We start from the raw sequence: 25,313 nt of genomic DNA, 5'->3' as shown, positions 1-25,313 counted from the left end.
TCCGTTCTTGTTATCGATCATCAGAATTTCAACCCACCTTCGCGAGCGGCATCGGCCAGTGCGGCGATCCGGCCGTGGTAGTCGTGCCCACCACGGTCGAACACGACGGCCTCGACACCGGCGGCCTTGGCACGCTCGGCCAGCAGGGCGCCGACCTTCTTGCTCTTGGCCGACTTGTCGCCGTCCAGCGCACGCACGTCGGCCTCGATGGTCGAGGCGGCGGCGATGGTCTTGCCGACCGAGTCGTCGACCAGCTGCGCGTGCAGGTGGCGCGAGGAGCGGTTGACCACCAGGCGCGGACGCTCGGTGGTACCCGCGACCTTCTTGCGCAGGCGGAAGTGACGGCGCGTCTTCGACAGACGGCGCTGCGTCGACACGTCCTTGCCCAGGGGGATGCGCTTGGCCTTCTGGTTTTCGGTTTGCGCCATGATCACTTACCCGTCTTTCCGACCTTGCGGCGAACGACCTCGCCTGCGTAGCGGATGCCCTTGCCCTTGTACGGGTCGGGCTTGCGCAGGCCGTGGATGACCGCCGAAATCTGGCCGACCTTCTGCTTGTCGATTCCGGACACGGAGAACTTGGTGGGCGACTCCACCGCGAACGTGATGCCCTCGGGCGCCTCGATCGGCACCGGGTGGCTGTAGCCGAGGGCGAACTCGAGGTTCTGGCCCTTCAGCGCGACACGGTAACCGACGCCGAAGATCTCCATCTTCTTCTCGTAGCCCTGGGTCACACCGACGATCATGTTCGACACGAGGGTGCGGGTCAGGCCGTGCAGTGCGCGGCTGCGGCGCTCGTCGTCCGGACGGGCGACCTCGAGCTGGCCGTCCTCGCCCTTGGCGACGGTGATCGGCTCGGCGACGGTGAGCGACAGGGTGCCCTTGGGCCCCTTCACCGCGATGTCCTGGCCGTCGATGGTGATGTCGACGCCAGCGGGGATTGCGATGGGCTTTTTACCAATACGCGACATTGTCCTGACCTCCCTTACCAGACGTAAGCGAGGACTTCGCCGCCCACGCCCTGCTTGGCCGCCTGCTTGTCGGTCAGCAGGCCGGAGGACGTGGAGATGATCGCCACGCCGAGGCCGCCGAGCACCTTGGGCAGGTTGGTGGATTTCGCGTACACGCGCAGACCGGGCTTGGAGACGCGGCGCACGCCGGCGAGGCTGCGCTCACGGCTCGGGCCGTACTTGAGGTCGACGATGAGCGTCTTGCCCACCTGTGCGTCCTCGGTCCGGTAGTCGGCGATGTAACCCTCGCGCTTGAGGATCTCGGCGATGTTCGCCTTGAGCTTCGAGTGCGGAGCCTTCACCTGATCGTGGTACGCCGAGTTGGCGTTGCGCAGACGTGTCAGGAAGTCTGCGATCGGATCAGTCATGGTCATGGTTCGACCTAGACACCTTTCTCGCCGCGGTTCCCATACAGCGCCGCCATGCACATCGGCATGCCCAGCGGTGGGCCTACGACAATTCGGATGGTCCGGCCGACCCTTGCCGACCGGAGGAGGTTCGATCGCCCGGGCGCACGCATGCGGGCATGGAGGTGCCCAGGCAACCGCTCTAGTGTAGGCAAGGGGTTCACCTGGGCAAAATCGGGGTCTGTGAGGTGCCCGCTTCGCTGGACCCATGACCAGCGGAAACAGCCCGTGACCGGGCTAACATGGGCCTATGTCGAGCTCAGGCGTCGAACGACCCGACCTCCCGGAGTCCATGACCTGGGAGGAGCTCGAGCAGCTACCCGAGGAGATCGCCGGACAGATCGAGCTGCGCAACGGGCGCGTCGTCTGGCGCCAGCGGGGACCTGCCGAACATCAAGCGTTCACGTTCGCGCTGACCAGCGCACTCAAGCGCTGCGCCCGCGATGGCATGGCCGAGCAGCCACAAAGCTGGTGGCGTGTCGACTTCGAAACCAACGTCTTCTTCGGCAAGATCGGCAAGTCGGACTTCGCCACCCCCGACGTGCTCGTCTACCGCCGCCTCGACACCCCCTACCAGGACATCCGAGCTGACGACGTGCTTCTTGTCGGCCACATCAGTTCTCCGGCGAACATCGCATTCGATCCGTACAAGGAGCAGCGACGGTACGCCGATGGGGGCATCCCCTGGTATTGGGAGGTGGCGCTCGCGCGTAAGAAGAGGGCCATCGCGACAGTCCGCGCGTACGCCCTGGAAACCGAACCCGGCGAGCTCCCACCCGGCGTACGCCCGCTCCATCCGACGAACTACTTGCTGATCGGCGAATGGTCACCGAACGATTCCGACGCCATCACCATCGACTTCCCGTTCCCGATCCACATCCCCTGGTCCGAGTTGGAATTCTGACGCGCAGGTCGGTCGAGAAGGGAGAGCTGTGATGCCCCACAGTCGATGGAAGACGGGTAGAGACCAGGGACTGACCGAGCCCGAGGCCGTCAGCGAAGTGCGTCATGAAATCCGACTGGCCATGGAGCTGGCCGCCGCCGTATACAACCCTCGCACGGAGCTCGGCCTCACCCAAGCCGAACTCGCCGACCGGGCGGGACTGACGCAGGCGAAGATCTCCCGGATCGAGGGATCCGACGCCGTCCCCACCCTTCCGCTACTGACAAAGCTGGCACGAGCCCTGGACGCTTCGCTGAACATCGCCATCGATGCCGACGACGCGCGCGTCAGTTTCACGCCGCACACCAGCGCGGCGTAGCGATCGCTGCGCCCGGCTTCCGGCGTTCGTCCCCTCGCACAGAGCCGAAATGAACCGCCTCCCATATGGCTCGCGACAGCTTCGCGCACACCTCTGCCACAGTGTGCATATGCCTCTCGAGCAAATCACGGTCCACGCTGATACTGCCGACTTGGCCGTCATCGAGGACGCGGCAATGCGGACGGGCATCAGCAGTGCGGATATCCTTCGCGACGCTATTCACCTGGCCGCGATGCGGGTCCGCCGATCGCGGCCTCTACGCCTGAACCGTTTCGCCAGCGGCGATCACACACTCGCCGCACGCGTCGACGACATCCTCGCCGGTGACCTCCATGACAATCCGGACCGCCGATGACACGCGGCGTCCGCGAGTGGCACACCACCGCGCCATCGGCCTAGTAAGCCTCTCGACGGTGTGCCACTCGCGGACCATCGCACGGGGTGATTGCGCCCGAGTCGAGAATTCGTCCGCGGCGTGTGGCGCGAGCGTCTTCACGGTTGCAAGTAGAGGCGCTCGCACGGCAAACGCGGCAGCCCGGCTGTATCGCCAGGAACAACGATGAGGTCGGCAGCAGCGCGCACCGCACGCCACTCCTTGATGAACCGCACGGCTGCGGTATGGCAAGCGGCGAAGTCGAGACTCAGGCCGCCGAGCAGGACGCGCAGGTGGACATCGGGCCCCTCTGGGCGGGGGGTGGTCACACCCTCTCCTGCGGTTCGGCAGCCGGAGACGCGGGCCGCGCCCTGTGCGGAACCTTCGGGCGCACTCGCCCGGCGGCTACCGCGTCCACCATGGCGTTGAACCCGTCCCAGTGCCTGACGTGGTGGAGCACCTGATCCTCGGTGATGCCGCCGGGTTGCCGTTCCTCTCGGCGGCAGCGCACGAAATCCGCGGTGAGCAGGCTGACCATCTCGCCGTAGGAGTAATGCATCTCCTCGGCGTCCGCAGCAGGCCGGTGACCCGCCGTTTCGAGCAGGTCTTCCACGTATCGGTCGATGGCCCAGATATGCAGGTCCATCAAATAGGCCAACCGCTGGCTCATCGGACGGCCGGGCTTGCGGGCCTCGTAATGCCGGACCCACACGCCGAGCAGCCCCACGGCCGACACCATCAGCGCGTCCACCGGCTCGATGCGGGCGTTGAAGACGTCGAAAAAAGCGCGGGTGCCCGGCAGGCGCGGCGCACGAACCTGGTTGGCGCTCTGAGGACTTCGGGGATGGGTTGTCACCGAACTCCCCTGGTCCGGGTCGAAACTTCGGAGATGCCGAGGGCGGACAGGTCGATCGCTCGCGGCGGAAGGAATCGGCTGATCGCCGCGACCACCACCATCGCCGAGGGCCGGAAACCGTCGCGAGGCGGCTCGACCCAATGCCGCACCGCAGGAGGCCGGTCGGCCGGCGACGGCAACGCGATCACCCGGCCGTGGGCGTAAACCGTGACACCAGCCCGATACAACTGGGCGAAAGCAGCGGTCGAGTCCGGAAGATCGGGACGCACGAGAAAGACCCAGCAACCCGGCCTCGGGTAGGACACGATCGGTCCGGTAGCGCTTTCCCGCCGCCGCAGTTCCTCGCGGACCTCATGGCCGAGATACGCCGCCATCCCCAATCCCCATACGCTGCCGGCCGGGACCGTGATGCGGCCGGTGTGCGGGTCCACACCTGCGGCGAGTCCGCCGAGACGGCGATAGAACGCGCACCTGGTGGTGGGAGTGTCTCGAAAGGAGCCTTCCTGCATGTGTTCCCCTGCCGTCGAATGAGTCGGAAGCGCGCCTATCGCGAATCGCTCGCCGCTTAGAACCGACAAAGCCCTGTTCAGCGGCCCGGCGCAGGCACAGCACACCAGCCGGGGACGGCCCACTTCGACCTGATTCGCGTATTCCCGACAACTTCACCGAAAGCCCTGGACTGCATCGAACTTCGGTGTATCAATGGATGCAGTTCAGACCGTGTGCTGGATTCATTCACCTGGGGGAAAGCCGATGGCCGAAGTCGAGTCGCCGACGCTGCTGCGCCGCCAGCTCGGCAGATTCCTGCGCGAGGCGCGTGAAGGCTGCGGCCTGACGATCGCCATCGCCGCGAAGGAAGTTCAACTCAGCTTCAACGGGTTACAACGCCTGGAAGCCGGACGAGCGGTGAAACCACGCCGCCAAGACGTGCGCGAACTGTGCATGCTCTACGAGGTGACCGCCGAGCAGACCGAACAGGCGGTGGGGCTGGCGTCGCGCGCGGCGACGGCGCGAGACGAGGACGGCATCACGCCGCTCGGCGGACTGTTCTCGGATGCTTTCAACATGTACGTCGGGATGGAGCGGTCGGCCCAGCGGCTCACGTCTTATGCGGTGCAGGTCCCTGGATTGCTGCAAACCGCCGACTATGTCCGCGCACTGATCGGCGCTTTTCTGCACGACGGTCCTCACGAGGAGATCGAGCAACGAGTGCGTCTTCGCCTCAACAGGCAAGTGGCGGTCACCCGCAAGACCCGCCCGGTGGACCTTCACGTGCTTCTCGATGAATCAGCGGTCTACCGGGTGGTCGGCGGGCCGAAGGTGATGGCCGCACAACATCGGTATCTAGCCGATGTCAGCACCCGGCCGAACGTCACTCTGCGAATCCACCCGTACTCGGCCGGATACACGCGCGGCATCTTGCACGGCTCGTTCGTGCTCCTGGACTTCGGCACGGACAGCAGAGGAAGACCGATCGAACCCCCGGTCGTCTACCTCGACGGCGGGATGAGCAGTGATTTCTACCTGGAAAGGCCCGAATTGGTACAGCGTTACACTGAAATGGCCGACGCCATCCGAGAGACGGCCCTGGACGAGAAGACTACGCGCGACCTGCTCCGCCGGGCAGCAAGGAGTTTTGACGGTGACCGCTGACCTATCCGGAGCGCGCTGGTTCAAGAGCAGCTTCAGCGAATCCAACGGCCAATGCGTAGAGATCGCCCACCTGAGCAACGGCACAGTCGGCATGCGCGACTCCAAAAACCCGACCGGCCCCACCCTGACCTTCACCCCCACCGCCTGGGACACCTTCCTCTCCGCAACCAAAGACGGCGAATTCACCTGCCGATAATTCCGTGCCTTGGATCGTTTCCCGAGCGCCAGACGATCAGTAGTCCAACAGCAGCCAACTCCCAGTCGAACGACGAGCCGTGCGTGATGACGCTGGCGTCCTGAGACGCTCGCGGACGCTCGAATCGGGAGAGCCGCCCTCGTCGGCCGCAGGTCAGCGGCCAGACTGCATCTTCCTCGACGGCACCGGCCGTGCTGGGTCCGATGTTCGAGTGTCGCCCTCCGGGCTCGCAAGACGTCGTTCCAAGGCGGTGAAAGCGCTGATCGCCTCAGGCGACTCGAAGGCCCTGTTTCGTCGACCGACGGTGAGCTGGCGCAGGATTCCGGCTTCGGCCAGACGCTGTACGGCCGCGTTCGCGGCTGGAAAGCTGCGCCCGGTCAGCGTCGCCGCTGTGGCGACGGTGAGGATGGGAGCTCCGACCAGCTTGCCGAGCAGCAGATCGAGCGCGGAGTTCGCCCGTATCGGTGCCACTCGATCTCGCCACGATCTCTGCAATTCAGCAGCTTTCATTTCGAAAGCGGTCGCATCCTGCGCCGCGCGAGTACAGGCGGCGGCGAAGCGCGCCACCCAGATGTTCAAGTCGTCGGTGGCCTGTTGGGAATCGGGCACACCGACGTACCGGAAGCGAGTCAGACCGTCGATATAACTGTCGCTCCACGTGGCGAGGATGAGCGAGACGGGCGCGACGACGCGTTCGGCCACGCCACGACGGCGCAGGATCAGATGGATCAATGCTCGACCGGTTCGGCCGTTGCCGTCGATGAAGGGGTGGATCGTCTCGAACTGTGCGTGGGCGATGGCGGCTTGCGCGACAGCGGGCAGATCGTCGCTATTACAAAACGCGATCAAGTCCTTCATCAGTTCGGGGACGAGCTCTGGGGGCGGCGGAACGAATGCGGCCGAGCAGGGATTGAAGGAGCTGCCGCCGATCCAGTTCTGCGCGTCTCGAAAACACCCGCCGTGCTGTGCGAGTCTGGTGCCGGTGAGCAGCCGCCGATGGATTTCGAGCAGGACATCCTCGGTGATCGGCTCACCACGGCCGACCGCACTGGTGGCCAGTGCCATAGCGTCGATATTCGCCAGAACCTCGGCGGCCGTCACGTCCGATGATTCGCCCTCGAGCTGGCGCGCCGCTTCCGCGCGCAATAGCCGACGTGCACCGACCACCAGCCCCTCGATCCGTGACGATGCGATGGCCTCGGCGCGCAGCAGCAACCGAGACAACGCTTCGGTCTCGACAAGCGCTACCGCCTCGGTATCGAGACGAGTGATCGCCACCTCCGCATCGACCACGTCGGCAGCAGTCTCGCTGGTCAAGACAATGCGGCGACCAGTCAGCGAATCGGGCAGGTACACCTCGTATGTGCCAGAGCCACGGTCCCGTCGAGACAGGCCGCCACCATCCAGGTTGCCGGCCCACCGCCGTCGCGCAAACTTTGCCATGCCACCTCCTTATTAAAGGTTAACAGATAACCTTTAATAAGACTGGCTCGACTTTAAGGTTCCCCGCGAGACGGCAGTGCGGGACTGCATCCGGGCGGGCACGCTCCGGCCAGATCGCCGGGAGCCTCTCCAATCGCCACATCGCAGACGCTGCGCACCGGATACGGCAAGCCTGGCGTCACCACGCGGGAAGCGGCACCAGGATCGAAAGCCCAGGCCCTATAAGGAGATCACGATCCCATTCCGAACGGCCGAGCCTTCCCCTTCAACAGCAAGGACTGCGAACAACGCCACCTCAACTGCGATGGCAAGGGCCTGGCCTTCTTACGCATGCAAGTAGGGATCGTCCGCCCAAGGATCACCATAGTTCTCGTACGGATCGCCCAGCTCCCGCAACCGCCGTCTGCCGCTTTCGGTTATCCGCGCCCTGAAGATCTCGCTGGAGCCGATCTCGCTATCGGCAATACTCAGATACCCCGGAACCCCGTTATAGCCATCCGAAATCCGCCTGATCGCTTCCTTTGTACCGACATTCCAGGGCTCCCACCCCCTGCCGCCTCCGGGGAAGGCGCCGAACTCGATATATCCCTCGTTCGCCAATTCTTCGACAACCCGCAGCACATACGTGCGCGAATATTCTTCCGCCGCAATTCTCTCGATCGTCCCGTCGAACTCGCCGATCGGAGCCCAATCGTCCGCTATGCTGTATAGAAGGAAGTTCTCCAGCTTCTCGATCATGGCAGATGCACCTTTACTGGCCTCTTACTTCCCGGATAAAGGATGTCGATAGTAACGCCACCCGATTCGCTTTTGTCTCTGATTCTTATCTCTGTACCGTCTTCCAAGCGAGCGCCCCTGCCGGGATAGCCACCGACATCCAGAGTATCAGCGCCCCTGGTCAAGTCCTCGTACAGCTGCCTGATTTCAGCATCGGAGTCCAATTGCCTATTCGGCTTATTTCTACCGGGCGTCGTTCTGGCATCGAGTTCGTTCCTTACTTCGTCCGCATTCTTGGGGCCCACCTTCGGTGGCGCCTTCTCGACGTTGTCAATCCTTTTCCGCAGTCGATCGCGCAGGTCGGTGACGACTTTCCTGGCCTTGACGGCGGCATCCTTCGCCTCCTGGCGGATCCCCGCGATCTGGAGGGCCTTGCGCGCACGCCAGGCGATGATGCCGTCTTTGATCTTCCCGGCCCATTTCCGCACCGAGTCCAGAGCCTTGGCGGCGGTGACCGCTCCCGCTCCGAAGCTGATCAGCGACAGGCCCACGGTGATCGCGGCGTCGATGGCGAGCTCTTGGACGAGAGAATCCAAGAAGCCCTTGATCTCATTGCGGAGTTCCGTCAGCGCGTCCTTGTATGCGAGGCAGGACTGGCTTATCTGCGTGCAGGCGGTCAGCAGTTGATCGATCGAACTCGCAAGGGATTTGAGGTCGTCTCGGATGTGGCCCGCGTCGTCGGCGGTGACGCTGTCGAACAGGCTCGCCGCGATCGTGATCTTGTCGCGGGCGTTCGTGTTCTGGTAAATCGTGCCGAGGCGATCCCAGGCGTCGGCGGCCTTGGCGAGTTTCCCGGTGTCACCGTCGGGAACGGGCATGCCGATGTGGCTGATGATATTGATGCCCTTGTCGACGATCCCTTGACCAGGGCCACCAGCCGAAGCCGGGACCGAGAACGGGCCGAACACAGGCATTCCCGGGTCCGTCGGCCGGTCCGGCTGCGGTGCGCCCTTCATGGTGGCGTCGGCTTGCGCGTGCGTGAAGCCGATGTCGTTGAGGGCGCTGCCGTACGCGTACAGCGTGGAGTGGACGTCCTGGAAGAATCCCACCGCTTCGTAGGCGCAGGTGTTGTACGAGCGTGCCCACTCCTGGCCGTTCTCGTCCACGCCCGCCATCGATCCACATTCGGCCAGCTCCGCGAAGATGTACAGAAAGCTGTCCCGCAGCGCGGACGCCGCGTCGAGGCAGTTGGTGGCCGCTTGGTAGTACGCCTTCGGATCGACAGCCAGAGCCGTCATACCCCGAGGATCCTCAATCCCTCGGCAACAGCGCCGGTATAGCCGTCGTGGGCGAGCTTCACGGCCTTCTCCAAAGCGGTGAGCCCTTCGGCGATGTCGGTGGCTCCCGCCAACCACTCGTCGTGCGCCTCACGGTAGGCCGCCATCGCCGCACCGGCCGACGTGGCGTCGACTTCCTTGACTTTCTGGTCGATCGCCGTCAGCTGATCGGACAGCAACCCCGCGAAGCCGCGAATTCGGGCGGCCAAGTTTTCGAGCTTGTCGAGATCGACCGAGAACGCCTGTTCATCGGACATACGGGCCCCCCTCAGGGCAGATCGAGCGAGCTGACGCCCGCCGCGAATAATTGATCGGCGCCGCGCACGGTGTCCGCGGTGATTCCCAGCTTCTCCGCCAACTCGAACAGCGCATCCCAGACCTGCACCGCCCCTTGATGGAACTCTTCCCATCCGGCCGCGAAAGCGCCGGCGTTGCTACCGGTCCAGCTCTCCAGCATGTCCCGGACATCGGTCTCCAAGGCCGAATACCCGTCCCGGCACTGAGTGGCGACATCGAATGCCAAGCGCCCCAGAGCTTTGACTGCATCGGCATCGACCGACAGCGATGGCTGCTCCCCGACCAACCCTCTGCCCCCTCTCCCACCGAACAGTCCCACCGACAAAGTACTCCGAGCATGGCAACGGGAAAAGCGTTGCCCGACAGGACTGAACGCGAGAACGGCCCCCACCCGGAAGCGGAACACCGAACAACCACTGCCCCGAACTCGAGCGAGGGCACGGGACTCGTAGGAGTCGGTGCCCTCGCTCCAGATTCAGGTATCGCACGACTCTTACCCGAGAGGTAATCGACTTCATTATCAGAGCCCGAGATGATGATGCGGTATCCGAGGATTGGAGAAAACGATGCCCTACTTCGAATCGCACGACGGCACCACCCTGCACTACCAGGACTGGGGTTCCGGACAGCCGGTGCTCTTCCTGGCCGGTGGCTGGTTGAGCAGCACTTCGTGGGAGCTGCAAATGCTGCCGCTGTCCAAGCAGGGCCTGCGGTGCCTGTCGTATGACCGGCGTGGGCACGGCAAGTCGGACTGGGTCGGGCACGGGTACGACTACGACACGCTGGCCGTGGATCTGGCCGCATTCCTGGACCATCTCGATCTGCGCGAAGTCACCGTGGTCGCGCATTCGATGGCGGGCGGTGAGATCGTCCGGTATCTGACCCGGTACGGCAGCGATCGGATCAGCCGGGTCGCGCTGGTATCGGTGACGATGCCGTATTTCGCACAGGCCGAGGACAATCCGAACGGCGTGCCGAAGGCGGTCTTCGATGCGGTGGGCGCGGCTCGCGCCGCGGATCGGCCGCTGTGGATGGAACAGAACGCGCAGGCATTCTTCGCGACGCATCTGGGCAACCAGGTGTCTTCGGCGCGGATCGCGTGGATGGTGCAGAAGTGCATGGACTGTTCACTTCTCGCCGCGGACGAGATCATGAATACGATCTACCACGCCGACTTCCGCGACGAGTTGCGCGCACTCACCGTGCCCACGCTGGTCATCCATGGTGACGCCGACGCCTCGGCTCCCATCGACCTCTGCGGTCGGGTGATCAAGGATCTGATTCCCAGCAACACCTACAAGGAATACCCGGCGACCGGACACGGCATCATGATCTCGCACGCCACGCAGCTCAATGCCGACATCCTCGATTTCATCAAGGCATGAGGCCGGTGCGACCCCTGACCGGTGCTTTCGGTGTCGGCGGGGTGGCCGAGCCAGCGACTACCGAACCAGGTCGGCGAAGCTGATGTCGCCGAGCACCACGTGCTCCAAGCGCTTCCGTCTCGACCAGCGCCACCGCCTCCGAATCGAGACAGGTGATCGCCACCTCTGCATCGACGACGTCGGAAGTCTTCACTCGGCTCTGCCGATCGAGAACGCGCTGGAGTCGGTCTCGAAGCGGCGGAACCGGTTCACGCTCCGAGACCGGTGGTGGCAGCGCGGAAATCAGTGGGGCGGATACCTCGAAGTCGCTTGAACGCCGCGCTGAAACCGAAAGCGTCCGCATAGCCGACGGCCTTCGCCACCTGCGCCACGGTGAGACTCCGGTCAGCCAGTAGTTCCTCCGCCTCATCCATCCGGCATTCGGTGAGGTACGCCAGGGGCGACTGGCCCATGACCTCGGAGAACCGCCGTGCGAACAGCGCCCGGGATACCCCCGCCTCGGCGGCCAGCGACGCGACCGTCCAACCGGCTGAGGGCTTTCCGTGCATGGCCTCCAACGCCGGCCCGACCACCGGATCGGCCGGCCCTCGATACCACCCCGGCGCGTCAGCGTCCAGTTCATCGAACCAGTCGCGCAGCGTGCAGACCAGCGCCCAGTCGAGCAGCCGGTCCATCATCGCCTGCGCTCCGGCCGGACGCCGGGCGGCATCGGCGGCGATCGACTCCATCCACGCGCACACCTCCACGTCGTCGGTCACCACCAGGACGGGCGGTAGAGCACGCAGCAGACGTTCGTGGCGTCGGCCGGAAGCCCGATAGGCGCCGACGATCAGAGCGGTCTCACCGGTGAGGTCGTTCTCCCAGCGACCGCGATCGAGCGCGGGATCGCATTTCGCGTCCGGCGCGAAGCAGGCGACCTCGTATTCCTCGTGCGGCAGGTCGACGGTGTCGGCGCGGTCGACGAGAACGAACGGTTGCGGGCCGCGCACGATCGCGGTGTCTCCCATGGTGATCCGGCGTTCGAGACCGCTCGGAAGCAGCAGTGTCCCAGCACCGCGCAGCACGGTGACCATGGTCAGCGGCGCCTCGTCGGCGAACCGGATGCTCCACGGTGCTTCCAGCACCGCGGTGGTGAGCACGGCGCCCTCGGCGCGTATACCGCCCAGCAGTTTGCTCAGAGGGTCCACACCATCGAGAGTAGACGAACTCCTATCAGACGTAGATCTTCACCCATAGATCGTCCACTGCTCGAGGTATGGAATGGAAACCGGACCGAACAACCGATCGTCCGAAACTCCGGACCAACAGTGGAGGCCACCTTGCCGCACAACCCGACCGTGGACACCGCGATCACCCGCACCGCGCTGGTCGTCGTCGCCCATCCCCGGCCCGATTCGCTGACCGCCCATATCGCCGAACTGGCCATCCGGCGGCTCACCGCGGCCGACTACCGGATCGATCTGCTCGACCTGCACGCCGAGAACTTCGATCCCCGGATGACCGCCGCCGACCTCCCGGAATGGGGCAACCGGGAGAAGACCTACTCCCCCGAGGTCGAGAGCCATATGCGGCGCATCCTCGGCGCCGATGTGATCGTCGCAGTGTTCCCGGTGTATTGGATGCAGGTCCCGGCGATTCTGAAGGGCTGGATCGATCGGGTGTGGAACTACGGATTCGCCTACGGCCGCAGCAAACCCCGGCTCGCGGGCAAGCGGATGCTGTGGCTGGGCCTGGCGGGCGTGGCAGACGACGACCCGCTCGTCGGACCGATGCAGGATGCGCTCAGCGCGCAACTCGACGACGGCATCGCCTACTACTGCGGGCTCGCGCAGTCATCGGTGGGATTGTTGCCCGGCGCGGAAGAGAAGCGGCAGCGCCTGGATGCCGCGGGCAACCTGCTACTCGACGAAGCCCTCACCGGCGCGGCGCGCGAAGCGCACTACGCGGAGTTGGAGAACCGGGCGCTGGGCTTCGTCGACGAATTCCTCGCCGCCGACCGGGTTTCGGCCTGACCACACAGTCGAGCGCGGCATCGAACCAGCTCGAACAGAACCGGCCGCAGCTACACGATTCGACGAACTGACCGTCCGTTATCCAGCCACAATCCACATCGCTGCCTCAGTCAATTGATTCCACACAGGTGAGGGCGGCACCAGCCCGCCCTCACCCGACTTACATGCACAACCTACGAGGCAGCAGACGCGCGGCAAGCGCGTCCACCCCAACTCCGACGTTTCACACTCCTTGGCTCAACGTTCGAATCGGAATCCGAACAGTCCGCCACCGCCGTAAGCGTCGGTCAATCGGGGCTGAATGATGAACGGCTCTGGATCGAAGCCGAGGTTCCGGGCCTTCGATAGATCGTCCTCATTGATCGTCGCAATGTATTGCATGCCCTCCGCTTCGGTGAGGTCGGCCGCGGCCTCGAGCGCTCTGCTGAGTTGCCGGTCGTCCACCCCGTCGAAGATGTGACTATCGTGCACCAGAAAGTCTGGCGCGCGGCCGTCACGGTGGGCGATCGCTGCCATGGTTAGGTCGAAGCAGAAGATCGACATCTTGTTGATCCCCTGGCTGTTATCACTATGGATTTTCGGCATGATCTTCAAGCTGCTTGGTCCGGCTTCGACCGAAAGATAGGCGGTCCTGTCACGACCGTAGAGCCTGCTGGCCAATTCGTGGAAGAGTTCAGTCGCCCGGTTGATCTGTTGTTGACGTTCTTCCAGGTCGACAGCGACTTCCTCCCGAAGCGCTACCCGAGACGCCTCGATCTCCCTGCTGCTTGCCTCCACTGTCTCGGCCGACTTCAGACGGTGCTGCAGCGCCCCGAGTTTTGCTTCTTCCTGAGCCAAGGCCTTCTGCAGCGTGGTGAGAACCTCTAAGGCACCGCCTTCGCTCAACTCCGCCAGGATCCTGCTCTGTTCCTCGTCCAGACGAGCACGTTCTGCCTTACGGGCCGCCAGCGCCTTTCGAGTTGCCGCTATCTCGCTTTCGAGATAAGTGCGCCGATTCCGGACAACTGCGGCATGGAAGGCTCGGACCTCGTCGAATCGGCGCAGCGCCTGGCCAGGCAGGGTGACGCCGAGCTCCTGGTAGACCTGTTCGAGGTAGCGAACTTCGGGATCTACCGATTCTTCGACAGCTTGTTCGAGGTGATCGAGGTTCCTCCGATCAATGACGTCCTGTGTGCCGAGGTCCCGGATGCGGCGCGTCAGTTCATCAGCGCGTTCCTTGAGCTCCTCGTACTGCGGCACCACCCGGAACGACTGCAAATGCCGTCGAAGATCACTGATCTTCTTATTCTGAACGGCGATTTCGCCGCGGAGATCGGCGGGCTTACCGACCACTTGTCCCCAAACCGGGTCGTTCACCGCTTTCCTCAATTGGTCACGGGTGGCCTTCTTTGCCGCGATGTCCTGGTAGCGCGCGGCGAGGGTGGAATCGAGCCCGAGGAGATACGCAAGATTGGGCGTGGCCTTGGCCTCGGGCTGACGCGAGAAGCTGCGTACCGCTTCGTTGAACCCGTGGTCGCCTACCCTGCGGATGAGAAACGCCAGCAATGCCCGTCCGCTGACACCCGGATGCTCGCCGCTGAGTCCGAACAGCTTCTGTTCAATGAGCGTCTGCCACTCAGCGAGCGACACCATCTGCTGCTCTGCGGTCTCGATCCGGGTCGGCGCAACCTGTTCGACGGAAAGCGGCAGCGCGAGTTCAGGTGATGCTGGAGTGTTTCCCGATTCGAGTGCAAGAGTCTGCGCGCGCAAAGCAGGAAAGAGTGTGACTTTCCCAGCGTCTCTACCGGTTCGACTGACTCGTAGCTGTTCCCTCATGTCCGGCCAGTCCAGGGCAAGGGTGAAAGTAGTTCGACGAAGTTCTCTTCGAGCGGCCAAGTGCTTATTGTCAGCACGTGCACCCAACAGGAAGTGCAGCAGCTCTATCATGCTGGACTTGCCTGCGCCGTTACGACTGTCGGTTGATCGTGAGGTCGCGGTCTTCTCCGCTACCAGCAGGTTGAGCCCCGCCTTGAAGACAACCGTCTTGAACCGCTCGTCGTCAGCGCTCAGCCTGCGCAGCATGGGCGGCCCTCCTCGTGATCAGGTCATCGTCCAGATCTATCGAGCCAAGTGCGTGCAGGACGTCCAATGCCAGGACGAACCAGCCAAACGACAGCGGAGCCGAATGACCGTTTTGTCGACGCCACTCGCGCAGCCGCAACCAGGTCTGGCTGACCGTGAGCGGCCGATCCAGTTGCATCGCGATCTGGGCGCCGACGGCGAGAAGAGCACGGTCAGGTGCAATGCCCTTGGTCGGTGTGATCATGCCATCCCTCCCTGCTTCACCTTGGTTGGCTGCCATCCAGGAGGCGGCACTTCGAAGATGTCGCATTCGTCAAAGAAGTAGGCAAGCACCGCCTTGGCCGCATCATCACGATCCCACCTGGGGGCGGCCTGCCCCAGAACATAACACTGCATTTCCCAAAAAATCTCGTCCGTGTCATCTCCGTGCTGGCGACGCATGCGCCGGTAATACTCACGGAAATCGGCTGCCACTTCGTCACGTTCCCTGAGGTCGAGCACGTTGCGGTAATACGCTTCGATGAGGTGCGCATAACGCCGGCCTGCCTGAAGCCTGTCCCGAGCAAAGACCGAGAGCCGGTTGTAATCGACCTTATATGTCGTTGGCAGGGGGATGGGCTCGACCGCAGCATGGTGATCCCGGTGTTCCGCCAGATGCTTGAGGAGCGGCTCGATCTCCGCCATTCCGATGCTGTAGACGACGTGCTCCACCGGTATGGGAGCACCGAGGAGATCCTCCAGTTCGACACGGGCGAGACGCATGGCCTCGTTCCAGAGTTTCCGCGGACCCATCTGCTCGAATACCTTGTCGGGGTGGTCATCCCCGACCGTCACGAGTTCTCCAGAAATCACCGGGTGGATGCCGCGTTGGTCGTTGTGGACGAACACGAAGGTCGTGAACTGCTCCGACCGTTTGGTGATCGCACTTTCGACGTCACCGCGAAACTTGCGCTGGACCCTGGACACCTCGAATATCTCCGGCGCATAGCATGCATAGAGCGTCCGGCTCTTCGTACGTAGACCGTCTCCGCCGAGGTCGCCGAGATTGCCATGAGTTCGAATCGGCACGTAGTCGCTGTACCGATACTCCATGAGCTGGTGGAACAGCTTCTCGAACTCGTTGCCCGAACTGGTCTCCACCATCGATCGGAACTTGCTGTGCGCGTATTGCAGTTGATGCGGCAGCAAGAGCTATCCCCCTAGGCAGTGCTGACTGTTGTTGAAACCTTAACGCCTCAACCATCTATGAGCACAGGGCCTTCCCAGACAACCTTGGAACCAACGGCTTTCGAGAGCTGACGGCAGGGCACGGCTCCAACGACGTTCAGACGCGATCGCCTTGGACGACTCGAAGCCCTTGTCAGGGCAGCCTACCGATGAAGTGGCACACGATTTCGGCTACGGTCGAGGCTTCACAGTGGCATTCGTCGCCTATGCCCGGCCGGCCCGATCAACGCTGCCGCAGTGGCGACGATAGAGATCAGTACCGCACCGATCAGCTTCGCGTCGGGATACGGCGAAGCCCGCGACTACCGAACCAAGTCGGCGAAGCTGATGTCGCCGAGCACCACATGCTCCAGGCGGACGAATCCGTCGCGGTGCAGCCGGTGCAGGCGGTACTCGGCGGCGTGGGCGTCGAGGCGAAATTCCCGCACTTCTTCGATGTCGAACTTGGTGTCCAGGACGACGACCAGGTAGAGCGGTATGCCTGCGCGGGCGTACTGAACCTTCTTGTCCAACAGGTCTTCGGCCGCGGTGGACGGTGAAGACACCTCTACGACGATCAGCGCGTCACCGGCTTCCGGCTTCGCTCCACGCTCGGGCAAGCAGCGATACACCGTCACATCCGGTCGGCGGAACGTGAACTTCGGTATCCGCCAGAGGACCACATCGATATCCGTCTCGACGCGGATGCACGGTTCGGTGCTCGGTAACTCCTCCATCGAGCCTGCCAAACGGCGTGCCACGCGATTGTGCTCAGGAACCGGTGGTTCACGAACGATCACATGCCCGTGCACCACTTCGATTTCGCGCGCGACACCCTCGGGCAGCCGGTGGTATTGCTCTTCGGTCAGATCGTGCGGCAAGTGGTCCGAAGCTCCGATCGTCACCACAGAACCCTATCCAGTTCGCCTTGACGACGATCATGAACGCGAGCGAGGGCACGGACTCGTAGGAGTCCGTGCCCTCGCTCAGTGTTCAGTTGGTGACGCGCAGAGCGTCAGCTCACCAGGAGCTCTTGTGCACGCCCGGCAGCTCGCCACGGTGGGCCATCTCGCGCAGGCACACGCGGCACAGGCCGAACTTGCGGTAGACCGCGTGGGGGCGGCCGCAGCGCTGGCAGCGGGTGTAGGCGCGGACAGCGAACTTCGGCTTGGCGTTGGCCTTGTTGACCAGTGCTTTCTTAGCCATGTGCTCAGTTCTCCTTGAACGGGAAGCCGAGGTGCTTGAGCAGGGCACGGCCTTCTTCGTTGTTGGTCGCGGTGGTCACCACGGTGATGTCCATACCACGCGGACGGTCGATCCGGTCCACGTCGATCTCGTGGAACATCGACTGCTCGCTCAGGCCGAACGTGTAGTTGCCGTTGCCGTCGAACTGCTTCGGCGACAGGCCGCGGAAGTCGCGGATACGCGGCAGCGCGATGGAGACCAGGCGGTCGAGGAACTCCCACATCCGGTCGCCGCGCAGGGTGACCTTGGCGCCGATCGGCATGCCCTCACGCAGCTTGAACTGCGCGATGGACTTGGTCGCCTTGCGGATCTGCGGCTTCTGACCGGTGATCAGGGCCAGGTCCTCGACGGCGCCGTTGATCAGCTTCGCGTCGCGGGCGGCGTCGCCGACACCCATGTTGACGACGACCTTCACCACGCCCGGGATCTGCATCACGTTGGCGTAGTTGAATTCCTTGTTCAGCGCGTCCTTGATCTCTTCGCGGTAGCGCTGCTTCAGCCGGGGCTGCACTTTTTCCGTCGTGGTCATGTCAGATGTCCTTCCCGTTCTTACGGGAGATCCGGACCCGCTTGCCGCTCTCCTCGTCGGTCCGGTAGCCGACGCGGGCCGGCTTGCCGTCGGAGTCGACGACCATCACGTTCGAGACGTGGATGGGGGCTTCCTGGGTCACGATGCCGCCCGAGGAGGCGCCGCGCTGGTTGGCGGAGTTCGCGACGTGCTTCTTGATCCGGTTCACGCCCTCGACGAGAACCCGGTTCTCCTTCGGGTAGGCCTGGATGACCTTGCCCTTGGCGCCCTTGTCCTTGCCCGAGATGACGAGCACGGTGTCACCCTTGTGCACCTTCATGTCAGAGCACCTCCGGGGCCAGCGACACGATCTTCATGAACTTCTTGTCGCGCAGTTCGCGGCCCACCGGGCCGAAGATGCGGGTGCCGCGCGGGTCGTTGTCCGCCTTGATGAGCACGGCCGCGTTCTCGTCGAACTTGATGTAGGAACCGTCCGGACGACGACGCTCCTTGGTGGTGCGCACGACGACGGCCTTGACGACGTCACCCCGCTTCACGTTGCCGCCGGGGATGGCGTCCTTCACGGTAGCGACGATGATGTCGCCGATACCGGCATAGCGACGCGACGAACCGCCGAGAACGCGGATGCAAAGGATCTCCTTCGCGCCCGTGTTGTCGGCGACGCGCAGTCGCGACTCCTGCTGAATCACTTCAGCGTCCTCCTTGACCTGGACGTATGTGCACGCCGGATTGCCGACCCGACGGGCATGGTCGGTTGCCCTCCGGACGCGCGCCTGCCAGCGGTTTTCTCGGTTCGAGCCAGAATCGCGCTGGGGGTTCACTGCCGGATTGCGGGCACAGCTCCCGCAGGCAACCGGTCTAGTGTATGGGAAACCGCAGGTCGTTCCCAAATCGAGGGTGGTCGCCCGGTCATCCGACCGCGCCCGTTCCCAATCCGGGCCGGACCGGCGCCGCGCCGGTAGCCTCGTGTCCTGCAAGCCTGCCTTCGTACACCAGCGGCACCGCCGCGTCGGGGAGAGGATTCTCGTGACATCTACCGGTCGGCCAGCGAAGCTGGATCGTCGTGCCTTCCTGATCGCCCTCGGAGCCGTTCCGGCCGCCGCCGCGCTCGTCGCCTGCTCGGACGACACCGAACCGGCGAGCCGGACGCTCACCGGCGTCGATCTCACCGGAGCGGACGAGACGATCCGGCCCCAGGACGACTTGTACCGGCACGTCAACGGGAAGTGGCTGCGGGAGTACCAGCTGCCGCCGGACAAGGTCAGCTACGGCTCGGGCAGCGAGGCGGGCGAGCGCACCGAGCAGCAGTTGCGGGAGATCATCGACGGGATCAAAGACCCGAAGCCCGGCTCGGAAGAACAGCAGATCCGGGATCTCTACGACGCCAGGGTGGACTGGGACGAGATCGAACGGCTCGGCATGACGCCGCTGGCGCCGCTGCTGGCGAAGATCGATGGGGCCGCCACCAAGCCGGAGCTGGCCAAGGTGATGGCCCAGCTGCCGATCGGCGGGTTGATCGGGCTCGGTATCGGCGTCGATCGGAAGAATTCCAACGCCTACATCCCCTCGGTCGGGCAGTCCGGACTCGGGCTCGGGGAGCAGTACTACCGGAAGCCGGAGTACGCCGAGGTGCTCGGGCAGTACCGCACCTTTCTCGAGCGCATCGTCGCGGGCGCGGGATGGCCCGACCCGGCCGGTTTCGCGCAGCGGGTCTTCGACCTGGAGAAGCGCATCGCGCCCGCGCATTGGGACAACGTGCGCAATCGCGACACCGACGCCACGTACAACGTCTACAGCTGGGCCGACCTGACCGCGCTCGCCCCCGGCTTCGACTGGGATCCGTGGCTGGCGGGAAACACCGACCGCCCGCGCGAGCTGTTCGCCACGATGGTGGTCAACCAGCCGTCCTTCATCACGGCGGCGGGTCAGCTGTGGACCGAGGTGGACATCGCCACCTGGCGGGACTACTTGAAACTGTCCGTGCTGCGTGAGTTCGCGCCGTACCTGCCCAAGGCCGTCAACGACGCGAATTTCGACTTCAAGGGCAGAGTCCTCAACGGACAGGACGAGCGCCCGGAACGCTGGAAGTACGGCGTGAGCATCGTCGACGACAAGCTCGGCGAACAGCTCGGGAAACTCTATGTGGCCAAGCATTTCCCGCCGGATGCCAAGGAGCGCGCCAAGGAAATGCTCGCCGACGTGATCGCGGCCTACCGGGAGAACTTCACCAATTCGACGTGGATGTCGCCTGCCACCAGGGCGGCATCGCTTGCGAAGCTGGACAAGATCGATCCCAAGATCGGTTATCCGGACAAGTGGGTCGACTACTCGAAGCTGAAGATCACCAAGGGCAAACTGATCGAGTCGTTGCTCGCCATCAACGAGTTCGAGGTCAAGCGTACGTTCGCACGCTTGGGCACCCCCGTGGACAAGACCGAATGGGGCATGTCGCCGCAAACGGTGAATGCCTACTATTCGGCGACCTCCAACCAGATCGTCTTCCCGGCCGCCTATCTTCAGCCGCCCTTCTTCGACAAGGACGCGCTGCCCGCGGTCAATTTCGGCGCGGTCGGGTCCACCATCGGGCACGAGATCGGCCACGGCTTCGACGACCAGGGCTCCAAGTACGACGGCGACGGCAATCGCCGCGACTGGTGGACGCCGGAGGATCGCGCCGCGTTCGACGCCAAGGCCAAGCAGCTGATCGACCAGTACAACGCGCTCGTCCCCGAGGGTCTCGCACCGAGCCAGCACGTCAACGGCGAACTCACCGTGGGCGAGAACCTCGCCGATCTGCGCGGATTGCAGATCACCTTGGCCGCATTCCGCATCGCCGAAAAGCGGCGGGGCATCGAGGATCCCGACTACCGCACCATGTTCCTGTCCTGGGCCCGCAGCTGGCGGGAGAAGCAGACGAAGGAACTGACCGTCCGCTACCTCAGCACAGATACGCACTCCCCCAACGAATTCCGCTGCAATCAGGTGGTGCGCAATCTCGAGGAGTTCTACAAGACCTTCGAAGTGAAAGAAGGCGACAAGCTGTATATGCCGCCTGATCAGCGCGTCACATTCTGAGCTGAGTATTCGAGCCCGCCCGTTGTGGCGGGCTCGAATGCTGTGCGGGGCGAGCACCGCCCGGGCGATCTGCCGGCCGTCGTGCGGCTCCGCTATCGGGATAGCGCGGCGGCAGTGGGCATCCGCGCCGTATCGGGCCGATTGCGGACGGCAGCGACAGCTTCCGGCCACGCTCTGGCCAATTCGAGCAGGAACCGTAATTCCGCCGCTCGATCGCGGGCCTCGCCCGGCGGCGCGCTCGCAGCGGTGGAGCCGGGAGCCGGTGCGCCACCGTCGCGCTTGGCCCGCACTGCCAGCGCGACCTGGAGGGCGGAGCGGCGCACGTCATCGAGCTCGGCCGGCGAGCCCGGCCCGGGTGCGTACGGCTTCAGATGCAGCAGCGCGTCCCAGATCTCGACGGTCATCCGGTAGAGCCGGGACGCGGCTTCCCTCGGTACGGAAACGTCCTCCGCCAGAACCACTTCCGGCACCACGGCGGTGAGATCTCGCCACAGCGGCCGCAGCCGGCGGCAGGCCCGGCCGGTCCGATCCCAACCCGCCCACGCCAGCAGCGCCGTGACCAAGGGGATCATCGTCAACAGGGTGATGGCGGAGAAGGTGAGGACGGCCGCGACAGCCCACACCTTGCCGGGCTCGCTCGGCGGCGTACCGGCCAGCGCGCGAACGACCATGATCGCCATCGAGACCAACCAGTAGGTCGCGAACGCCAGCAACACCGCGAAAGTCAGCTTCTCTCTGGTCGAAACGCCTCTGGCGCGCAGCTCGCGAACGCAGGCGCGAGCGAAAAGCAACCCACAGACACCGCCGGGAAGCGCCGATAGTGTCCACACCACTTCGACATAGTCGATCCGCCACAGCGAGCGCAGGATCGGTGTCGCGACAAACAGCGAAACGGCGACAACCACGGCCGTCGCATCGTATCGCCGCTGACGCAGATGGGCGGTTGCCACATCGGCACCGTCGACCAGCCTGGCCAGCCCACTGAAACTGGCGAGCGCCAGGAGACCGCCGCCGAGGTACAGGCGGGGCCCGAGGTCGGGACGGCCCACCGCCACGGCCACCTCGTAGAGCAGCAGACCTACCAGGTTCCAGCTGAACGTACGGTTGATCAGCCGGTCGGTGGCCGTCTCGTCGACGAGCAGCCACCGCCCCGCGGTCATCAGCGCCACGAAGACGACGACCGACAGCACCACCGGGGTCGGAACAGCATTCATCGTGAAAGACCGTATGCCGTCGCGCGGCTGCGGGCCAGCCCGCGCGTGCAACCGCCGCGGCGGTTCAGCGGACGGGCACCGCCGCGGGCACGTCCTCGGCGATCCGATCGGCTTCGGCGAGCTCGGCGGCCTCATCGTAGACGTACTTCTCGCCGATGAACCACGACGCCACGGCCGCCAGGAGCATCATCACGGCCGCCGAGACGAACACCACCACCAAGCCCGAGTGGAAGGGTCCGGTGAGCAGATTCGGGAAGAACTCTTGACCCGTGAGGGTTTCGGCGTCGACGCCCCGCTTGCCGAGCTCGCCCGACGGTCCGAGCAGCTCCTGGATCGGGTTGTAACCGAGGAACGCGGCGAACATGCTGGCCACCGGCGGCATCCCGGCGAGTTCCGCGGCGGCTCCGGCGGAGACGCCCTGTGCGCGCAGACCGGAGTCCAGCGCCGATGGCAGGCTCGCCGCCAGCCCGACGACCATGAGGGAGAAGAAGATTCCCATCGACAGCGCGTTGCCGCCGTTGAAGAGGGTGCCGCGCATGCCGGAGGCCGCGCCGCGCTGGGCGGCGGGCACGCTGGACATGATGGCGGCGGTGTTGGGCGAGAAGAACAGGCCGCTGCCGATACCGTTGAGCAAGGTGATCGACGCGAACAGCCAGTAGTCGAAGTCCACCGGAATGACGAGCAGCAGGATGAACGTCGCGCCGGTCAGCAGCGCGCCTCCGGTGGTGAACAGCCGAGGTCCGTAGCGATCGGACAGCCAGCCGGAGACGGGCCCGGCGGCGAGGAAGCCGATGGTCAGCGGCAACAGGTGGATACCCGCCCACAGCGGGGTGGACTCGAAGTCGTAACCGTGCAGGGGCAGCCAGATGCCCTGCAACCAGATGATGAGCATGAACTGCATACCGCCGCGGCCGATCGAGACCATCAGGTTGGCGAAGTTGCCGAGCCCGAAGGCGTGGTGGCGGAACAGACCCAGGTGGAACATCGGATCGGAGACCCTGGTCTCCACCACGCAGAACACGACCAGCAGGAGAAGGCCGCCGAGCACCGCCGACAGCACCCATGGGCTCGTCCAGCCGGTCGCGTGGCCGCCGTAGGGCTGGATGCCGTAGGTGATGCCGGTGAGCAGCGCCGTGAGACCGAGACCGAACGTGATGGTGCCCGCCCAGTCCAGCTTGCCCGCGGTCCGGATGCCGACCTCGTGCAGCGACCGATAGGACCAGACCGCGCCGAGCACGGCGATCGGCACGCTGACCCAGAACACCGCTCGCCAATCCCATTCCGACAGCACGCCGCCGATGAGCAGGCCGAAGAACGAACCGGCCACCGCAGCGACCATGTTGATGCCGAGCGCCGTGCCGCGCTGACCGGCGGGAAAGGCATCGGTGAGAATCGCCGAGGAGTTCGCCGTCAGCATCGCGCCGCCGACGCCCTGGACGACGCGCCAGACGATGATCCACAGCGCACCGGCGCCACCGTGCCACGGGTCGAAGGACAGGGCGACCGCCGAGAGCGCGAAGATCGTGAAGCCGAGGTTGTAGACCCGCACGCGGCCGAAGATGTCACCGAGTCTGCCGAACATCACCACCAGCACGGCCGTGGCCAGCAGGTAACCCATCAGCATCCACAGCAGGTAGCCGACATTGCCCGCCTCGAGCGGATCGAGCCCGACGCCGCGGAAGATCGCGGGCAGCGAGATCAGCACGATCGAGGAGTTGATCGCCGTGAGCAGCACGCCGAGGGTGGTGTTGGTCAGAACGATCCACTTGTAGCGCGGATGGTCCCGGTCGTAGCGCAACCGGCGCCGGATGGTTCGGACATCCCCCGGATCGACTTCGATGGATGGATTCGTCACGACAGCCCCTCACCAGATAGTTACCACGGCAAACTATATAGTTAGCGGATGTAACCATCAACCGGAGTCGCCCTCGCCGCACCCGATGCCGACACAAAGCAACATAGGTTAGCCTTGGCTATCTTGCTTGGAAGGAAGGTGTGGCAGATGAAGTCTGTTCGGACGCGCGGCCGTTGGGCGCGGGCGGCGCTGACGGTGCTGGCGGGAGTCCTCGTCCTCGGCTCGGCCGCGTGCGGAGCGGCGGAGGACGACTCGGCCTCCGGCGGCGAGAAGGTGACCATCACCCACGCCCGCGGCGAGACGACCATCGAAGGCACACCGGAGAAGATCGTCGCCCTCGGCAACCAGTGGCTGGACAGCACGCTCGCGCTCGGCGTCGTCCCCGTCGGCTACCTCGACAATGTCGCGGTTGCCTCCAAGAGCACGCCGCCGTGGGAGCCGAAGAGCCTGGAGTCGGCGAAGGCGCTCACCACCACGGGCAACCTCGCCGAACAGGTCGCCACACTGGAACCGGACCTGATCCTGGTCGATCCGTTCCTCGCCGACCAGAAGACCTACGACGAGCTCTCCCGCGTCGCGCCGACCCTGCCCGCCCTGAGCAAGGAGGCCGTGGCGCCCTGGCAGGACCAGGTCACCACCCTCGGCAAGGTGCTGCGCAAGCCGGACGAGGCGAGCAAGGCGATCGCGAAGGTGGATGACAAGATCGCCGCCATCGCCGCCGCGCACCCCGGATTGCGAGGCAAGACGATCGCGAGCACCTGGCTGGCCGGACCGGCACAGCTCATGGTGCTGACCGACCCCGACGACGGATCGTCGAAGGTGTTCGCCCAACTGGGTCTGAGCATTCCGAAGAATCTCACCGACCTGCCCGCCAATCAGGGCAGGCTCGCCCTGTCCCCGGAACGGGTGGACGAACTGACCGCCGATGTGCTGCTGGCCGGTTATGCCCCCGGCTTGGACGAGAAGTACCGGCAGCTACCGGGATACGCCGACCTGCCCGCGGTGAAGACGGGCTCGGTCGTATTCCTCACCACCCAGGAGATCAGCGCCGTGAACACGCCGACGGCGCTGTCGGTGCCCTACATCCTGGAGAAGCTGGAGCCCGCCTTCGCCGCCGCGGCGAAGTAGGCGGCGCGGCCGTCACCTACCTCGCCGGGCCGACGTTCTACGTCTGAGCGAGG

31 protein-coding genes are annotated in these 25,313 nt (G+C 64.6%); 9 read left to right on the top strand and 22 right to left on the bottom strand.

Translation table 11 applies throughout. From position 1 onward, the window contains the following. Positions 1 to 20: 20 nt before the first annotated feature. From rplR to rpsH, 3 genes are read right to left on the bottom strand one after another with little or no spacing between them, the layout of a single operon-like run. A complete protein-coding gene (gene rplR, locus ON21_RS04255) occupies positions 21 to 428 on the bottom strand; it encodes a 50S ribosomal protein L18 (protein WP_039795555.1) in 408 nt (135 codons plus the stop codon). 2 nt (positions 429 to 430) lie between these two features. Continuing rightward, entirely contained in the window at positions 431 to 970 is a 540-nt protein-coding gene (gene rplF, locus ON21_RS04250) for a 50S ribosomal protein L6 (RefSeq protein WP_039795552.1), read from the bottom strand. A gap of 14 nt (positions 971 to 984) precedes the next feature. Further along, the gene (rpsH, locus tag ON21_RS04245) at positions 985 to 1,383 is read right to left on the bottom strand and encodes a 30S ribosomal protein S8 (protein ID WP_039795549.1); all 399 of its coding nucleotides are present in this window, start codon (positions 1,381 to 1,383) and stop codon (positions 985 to 987) included. Positions 1,384 to 1,666: 283 nt separating this feature from the next. On the opposite strand from rpsH, the gene ON21_RS04240 reads away from it, so the two are divergent. From ON21_RS04240 to ON21_RS04230, 3 genes are all read left to right on the top strand, one after another. Beyond that, positions 1,667 to 2,320 carry a Uma2 family endonuclease gene (locus ON21_RS04240; protein ID WP_039795547.1) on the top strand — a complete coding sequence of 218 codons (654 nt, stop codon included), beginning with the start codon at positions 1,667 to 1,669 and terminating at the stop codon, positions 2,318 to 2,320. Between the two features lie 31 nt (positions 2,321 to 2,351). Beyond that, on the top strand, positions 2,352 to 2,678 hold the full coding sequence (locus ON21_RS04235; RefSeq protein ID WP_039795546.1) for a helix-turn-helix domain-containing protein: 327 nt from the start codon (positions 2,352 to 2,354) through the stop codon (positions 2,676 to 2,678). A gap of 151 nt (positions 2,679 to 2,829) precedes the next feature. After that, positions 2,830 to 3,033, top strand: coding sequence for a hypothetical protein (locus ON21_RS04230; RefSeq protein ID WP_157170700.1), 204 nt, complete (start codon positions 2,830 to 2,832; stop codon positions 3,031 to 3,033). A 137-nt stretch (positions 3,034 to 3,170) separates the two neighbouring features. Here ON21_RS04230 and ON21_RS04225 read toward each other — a convergent pair whose 3' ends face one another. The 3 genes from ON21_RS04225 to ON21_RS04215 are packed head-to-tail and all read right to left on the bottom strand — an operon-like array spanning position 3,171 to position 4,416. After that, positions 3,171 to 3,380 (bottom strand): hypothetical protein, encoded by a 210-nt coding sequence (locus tag ON21_RS04225; protein WP_039795541.1) that lies wholly within the window; start codon positions 3,378 to 3,380, stop codon positions 3,171 to 3,173. Further along, entirely contained in the window at positions 3,377 to 3,907 is a 531-nt protein-coding gene (locus ON21_RS04220) for a hypothetical protein (protein ID WP_039795539.1), read from the bottom strand. The genes ON21_RS04225 and ON21_RS04220 overlap by 4 nt, the downstream gene beginning before the upstream one ends. Further along, the gene (locus ON21_RS04215) at positions 3,904 to 4,416 is read right to left on the bottom strand and encodes a hypothetical protein (protein ID WP_063821014.1); all 513 of its coding nucleotides are present in this window, start codon (positions 4,414 to 4,416) and stop codon (positions 3,904 to 3,906) included. The genes ON21_RS04220 and ON21_RS04215 overlap by 4 nt, the downstream gene beginning before the upstream one ends. A 244-nt stretch (positions 4,417 to 4,660) precedes the next feature. Here ON21_RS04215 and ON21_RS04210 point away from each other — a divergent pair, with 244 nt between their 5' ends. Next, positions 4,661 to 5,560 (top strand): helix-turn-helix domain-containing protein, encoded by a 900-nt coding sequence (locus ON21_RS04210; RefSeq protein WP_039795536.1) that lies wholly within the window; start codon positions 4,661 to 4,663, stop codon positions 5,558 to 5,560. Continuing rightward, on the top strand, positions 5,550 to 5,756 hold the full coding sequence (locus tag ON21_RS04205; protein WP_039795533.1) for a DUF397 domain-containing protein: 207 nt from the start codon (positions 5,550 to 5,552) through the stop codon (positions 5,754 to 5,756). The genes ON21_RS04210 and ON21_RS04205 overlap by 11 nt, the downstream gene beginning before the upstream one ends. Positions 5,757 to 5,909: 153 nt before the next feature. Here ON21_RS04205 and ON21_RS04200 read toward each other — a convergent pair whose 3' ends face one another. The 5 genes from ON21_RS04200 to ON21_RS38085 form a co-directional block, all read right to left on the bottom strand. Next, positions 5,910 to 7,199 carry a Fic family protein gene (locus ON21_RS04200; RefSeq protein ID WP_039795531.1) on the bottom strand — a complete coding sequence of 430 codons (1,290 nt, stop codon included), beginning with the start codon at positions 7,197 to 7,199 and terminating at the stop codon, positions 5,910 to 5,912. A 324-nt stretch (positions 7,200 to 7,523) separates the two neighbouring features. Then, the gene (locus ON21_RS04195) at positions 7,524 to 7,937 is read right to left on the bottom strand and encodes a hypothetical protein (RefSeq protein ID WP_039795530.1); all 414 of its coding nucleotides are present in this window, start codon (positions 7,935 to 7,937) and stop codon (positions 7,524 to 7,526) included. Next, positions 7,934 to 9,214 (bottom strand): WXG100-like domain-containing protein, encoded by a 1,281-nt coding sequence (locus tag ON21_RS04190; RefSeq protein WP_039795528.1) that lies wholly within the window; start codon positions 9,212 to 9,214, stop codon positions 7,934 to 7,936. Before ON21_RS04190 ends, ON21_RS04195 begins: the two co-directional genes overlap by 4 nt. Then, positions 9,211 to 9,510, bottom strand: a complete 300-nt coding sequence (locus ON21_RS04185; protein WP_039795526.1) for a WXG100 family type VII secretion target — start codon at positions 9,508 to 9,510, stop codon at positions 9,211 to 9,213. The genes ON21_RS04190 and ON21_RS04185 overlap by 4 nt, the downstream gene beginning before the upstream one ends. A gap of 11 nt (positions 9,511 to 9,521) precedes the next feature. After that, positions 9,522 to 9,836, bottom strand: coding sequence for a WXG100 family type VII secretion target (locus ON21_RS38085; RefSeq protein WP_039795523.1), 315 nt, complete (start codon positions 9,834 to 9,836; stop codon positions 9,522 to 9,524). A 280-nt stretch (positions 9,837 to 10,116) separates the two neighbouring features. On the opposite strand from ON21_RS38085, the gene ON21_RS04175 reads away from it, so the two are divergent. Next, entirely contained in the window at positions 10,117 to 10,935 is an 819-nt protein-coding gene (locus ON21_RS04175) for an alpha/beta fold hydrolase (RefSeq protein WP_039795521.1), read from the top strand. Positions 10,936 to 11,183: 248 nt separating this feature from the next. Here ON21_RS04175 and ON21_RS04170 read toward each other — a convergent pair whose 3' ends face one another. Continuing rightward, entirely contained in the window at positions 11,184 to 12,122 is a 939-nt protein-coding gene (locus ON21_RS04170; RefSeq protein ID WP_039795519.1) for an AraC family transcriptional regulator, read from the bottom strand. Positions 12,123 to 12,254: 132 nt separating this feature from the next. Between ON21_RS04170 and ON21_RS04165 the strand changes: the two genes are divergently transcribed. Beyond that, positions 12,255 to 12,947 carry an NAD(P)H oxidoreductase gene (locus ON21_RS04165; protein ID WP_169332669.1) on the top strand — a complete coding sequence of 231 codons (693 nt, stop codon included), beginning with the start codon at positions 12,255 to 12,257 and terminating at the stop codon, positions 12,945 to 12,947. A 237-nt stretch (positions 12,948 to 13,184) separates the two neighbouring features. Here the strand turns inward: ON21_RS04165 and ON21_RS04160 are convergent, their stop codons facing one another. The 8 genes from ON21_RS04160 to rplN all read right to left on the bottom strand — a co-directional run bounded on the left by ON21_RS04160 (position 13,185) and on the right by rplN (position 18,677). After that, positions 13,185 to 15,008 carry an ABC-three component system protein gene (locus tag ON21_RS04160; protein ID WP_039795517.1) on the bottom strand — a complete coding sequence of 608 codons (1,824 nt, stop codon included), beginning with the start codon at positions 15,006 to 15,008 and terminating at the stop codon, positions 13,185 to 13,187. Beyond that, a complete protein-coding gene (locus ON21_RS04155; protein ID WP_039795515.1) occupies positions 14,986 to 15,252 on the bottom strand; it encodes an ABC-three component system middle component 6 in 267 nt (88 codons plus the stop codon). The genes ON21_RS04160 and ON21_RS04155 overlap by 23 nt, the downstream gene beginning before the upstream one ends. Continuing rightward, complete coding sequence (locus tag ON21_RS04150) at positions 15,249 to 16,151, bottom strand: ABC-three component system protein (RefSeq protein WP_039795513.1); 903 nt, start codon at positions 16,149 to 16,151, stop codon at positions 15,249 to 15,251. The genes ON21_RS04155 and ON21_RS04150 overlap by 4 nt, the downstream gene beginning before the upstream one ends. 386 nt (positions 16,152 to 16,537) lie before the next feature. Further along, a complete protein-coding gene (locus ON21_RS04145; RefSeq protein ID WP_051020328.1) occupies positions 16,538 to 17,119 on the bottom strand; it encodes a Uma2 family endonuclease in 582 nt (193 codons plus the stop codon). Between the two features lie 115 nt (positions 17,120 to 17,234). Then, complete coding sequence (locus ON21_RS04140) at positions 17,235 to 17,420, bottom strand: type Z 30S ribosomal protein S14 (protein WP_014981705.1); 186 nt, start codon at positions 17,418 to 17,420, stop codon at positions 17,235 to 17,237. Between the two features lie 4 nt (positions 17,421 to 17,424). Further along, positions 17,425 to 17,988 carry a 50S ribosomal protein L5 gene (gene rplE, locus ON21_RS04135; RefSeq protein WP_039795509.1) on the bottom strand — a complete coding sequence of 188 codons (564 nt, stop codon included), beginning with the start codon at positions 17,986 to 17,988 and terminating at the stop codon, positions 17,425 to 17,427. 1 nt (position 17,989) lies between these two features. After that, positions 17,990 to 18,307: a 50S ribosomal protein L24 gene (gene rplX / locus ON21_RS04130; RefSeq protein WP_039795507.1), complete on the bottom strand. Its 318-nt coding sequence runs from the start codon at positions 18,305 to 18,307 to the stop codon at positions 17,990 to 17,992. Position 18,308: 1 nt separating this feature from the next. Continuing rightward, a complete protein-coding gene (rplN, locus tag ON21_RS04125; RefSeq protein ID WP_039795505.1) occupies positions 18,309 to 18,677 on the bottom strand; it encodes a 50S ribosomal protein L14 in 369 nt (122 codons plus the stop codon). 337 nt (positions 18,678 to 19,014) lie between these two features. Here rplN and ON21_RS04120 point away from each other — a divergent pair, with 337 nt between their 5' ends. After that, positions 19,015 to 21,063, top strand: a complete 2,049-nt coding sequence (locus ON21_RS04120; protein ID WP_245562458.1) for a M13 family metallopeptidase — start codon at positions 19,015 to 19,017, stop codon at positions 21,061 to 21,063. A 92-nt stretch (positions 21,064 to 21,155) separates the two neighbouring features. Here the strand turns inward: ON21_RS04120 and ON21_RS35585 are convergent, their stop codons facing one another. Further along, the gene (locus ON21_RS35585) at positions 21,156 to 22,277 is read right to left on the bottom strand and encodes an MAB_1171c family putative transporter (RefSeq protein ID WP_157170699.1); all 1,122 of its coding nucleotides are present in this window, start codon (positions 22,275 to 22,277) and stop codon (positions 21,156 to 21,158) included. Positions 22,278 to 22,341: 64 nt separating this feature from the next. Beyond that, positions 22,342 to 24,132 (bottom strand): MFS transporter, encoded by a 1,791-nt coding sequence (locus ON21_RS04110; protein WP_086006355.1) that lies wholly within the window; start codon positions 24,130 to 24,132, stop codon positions 22,342 to 22,344. Positions 24,133 to 24,279: 147 nt separating this feature from the next. Here ON21_RS04110 and ON21_RS04105 point away from each other — a divergent pair, with 147 nt between their 5' ends. Next, positions 24,280 to 25,260, top strand: coding sequence for an ABC transporter substrate-binding protein (locus ON21_RS04105; protein ID WP_051020325.1), 981 nt, complete (start codon positions 24,280 to 24,282; stop codon positions 25,258 to 25,260). Positions 25,261 to 25,313 lie beyond the last annotated feature (53 nt).

The sequence above is a fragment of the Nocardia araoensis NBRC 100135 genome (assembly GCF_000308435.1).
Lineage (GTDB): Bacteria > Actinomycetota > Actinomycetes > Mycobacteriales > Mycobacteriaceae > Nocardia > Nocardia araoensis.
Note: the sequence above shows the minus strand (reverse complement) of the source record. Positions and strands in the feature narration are given on the sequence as shown.

Bases quoted from the DNA above. Each gene is read 5' to 3' on its own strand.
- rplR (WP_039795555.1), bottom strand. From the start codon at position 428: ATGGCGCAAACCGAAAACCAGAAGGCCAAGCGCATCCCCCTGGGCAAG.
- rplF (WP_039795552.1), bottom strand. From the start codon at position 970: ATGTCGCGTATTGGTAAAAAGCCCATCGCAATCCCCGCTGGCGTCGAC.
- rpsH (WP_039795549.1), bottom strand. From the start codon at position 1,383: ATGACCATGACTGATCCGATCGCAGACTTCCTGACACGTCTGCGCAAC.
- ON21_RS04240 (WP_039795547.1), top strand. From the start codon at position 1,667: ATGTCGAGCTCAGGCGTCGAACGACCCGACCTCCCGGAGTCCATGACC.
- ON21_RS04235 (WP_039795546.1), top strand. From the start codon at position 2,352: ATGCCCCACAGTCGATGGAAGACGGGTAGAGACCAGGGACTGACCGAG.
- ON21_RS04215 (WP_063821014.1), bottom strand. From the start codon at position 4,416: ATGCAGGAAGGCTCCTTTCGAGACACTCCCACCACCAGGTGCGCGTTC.
- ON21_RS04210 (WP_039795536.1), top strand. From the start codon at position 4,661: ATGGCCGAAGTCGAGTCGCCGACGCTGCTGCGCCGCCAGCTCGGCAGA.
- ON21_RS04200 (WP_039795531.1), bottom strand. From the start codon at position 7,199: ATGGCAAAGTTTGCGCGACGGCGGTGGGCCGGCAACCTGGATGGTGGC.
- ON21_RS04195 (WP_039795530.1), bottom strand. From the start codon at position 7,937: ATGATCGAGAAGCTGGAGAACTTCCTTCTATACAGCATAGCGGACGAT.
- ON21_RS04190 (WP_039795528.1), bottom strand. From the start codon at position 9,214: ATGACGGCTCTGGCTGTCGATCCGAAGGCGTACTACCAAGCGGCCACC.
- ON21_RS04185 (WP_039795526.1), bottom strand. From the start codon at position 9,510: ATGTCCGATGAACAGGCGTTCTCGGTCGATCTCGACAAGCTCGAAAAC.
- ON21_RS04175 (WP_039795521.1), top strand. From the start codon at position 10,117: ATGCCCTACTTCGAATCGCACGACGGCACCACCCTGCACTACCAGGAC.
- ON21_RS04160 (WP_039795517.1), bottom strand. From the start codon at position 15,008: ATGCTGCGCAGGCTGAGCGCTGACGACGAGCGGTTCAAGACGGTTGTC.
- ON21_RS04155 (WP_039795515.1), bottom strand. From the start codon at position 15,252: ATGATCACACCGACCAAGGGCATTGCACCTGACCGTGCTCTTCTCGCC.
- ON21_RS04150 (WP_039795513.1), bottom strand. From the start codon at position 16,151: ATGGTGGAGACCAGTTCGGGCAACGAGTTCGAGAAGCTGTTCCACCAG.
- ON21_RS04140 (WP_014981705.1), bottom strand. From the start codon at position 17,420: ATGGCTAAGAAAGCACTGGTCAACAAGGCCAACGCCAAGCCGAAGTTC.
- rplE (WP_039795509.1), bottom strand. From the start codon at position 17,988: ATGACCACGACGGAAAAAGTGCAGCCCCGGCTGAAGCAGCGCTACCGC.
- rplX (WP_039795507.1), bottom strand. From the start codon at position 18,307: ATGAAGGTGCACAAGGGTGACACCGTGCTCGTCATCTCGGGCAAGGAC.
- ON21_RS35585 (WP_157170699.1), bottom strand. From the start codon at position 22,277: ATGAATGCTGTTCCGACCCCGGTGGTGCTGTCGGTCGTCGTCTTCGTG.
- ON21_RS04105 (WP_051020325.1), top strand. From the start codon at position 24,280: ATGAAGTCTGTTCGGACGCGCGGCCGTTGGGCGCGGGCGGCGCTGACG.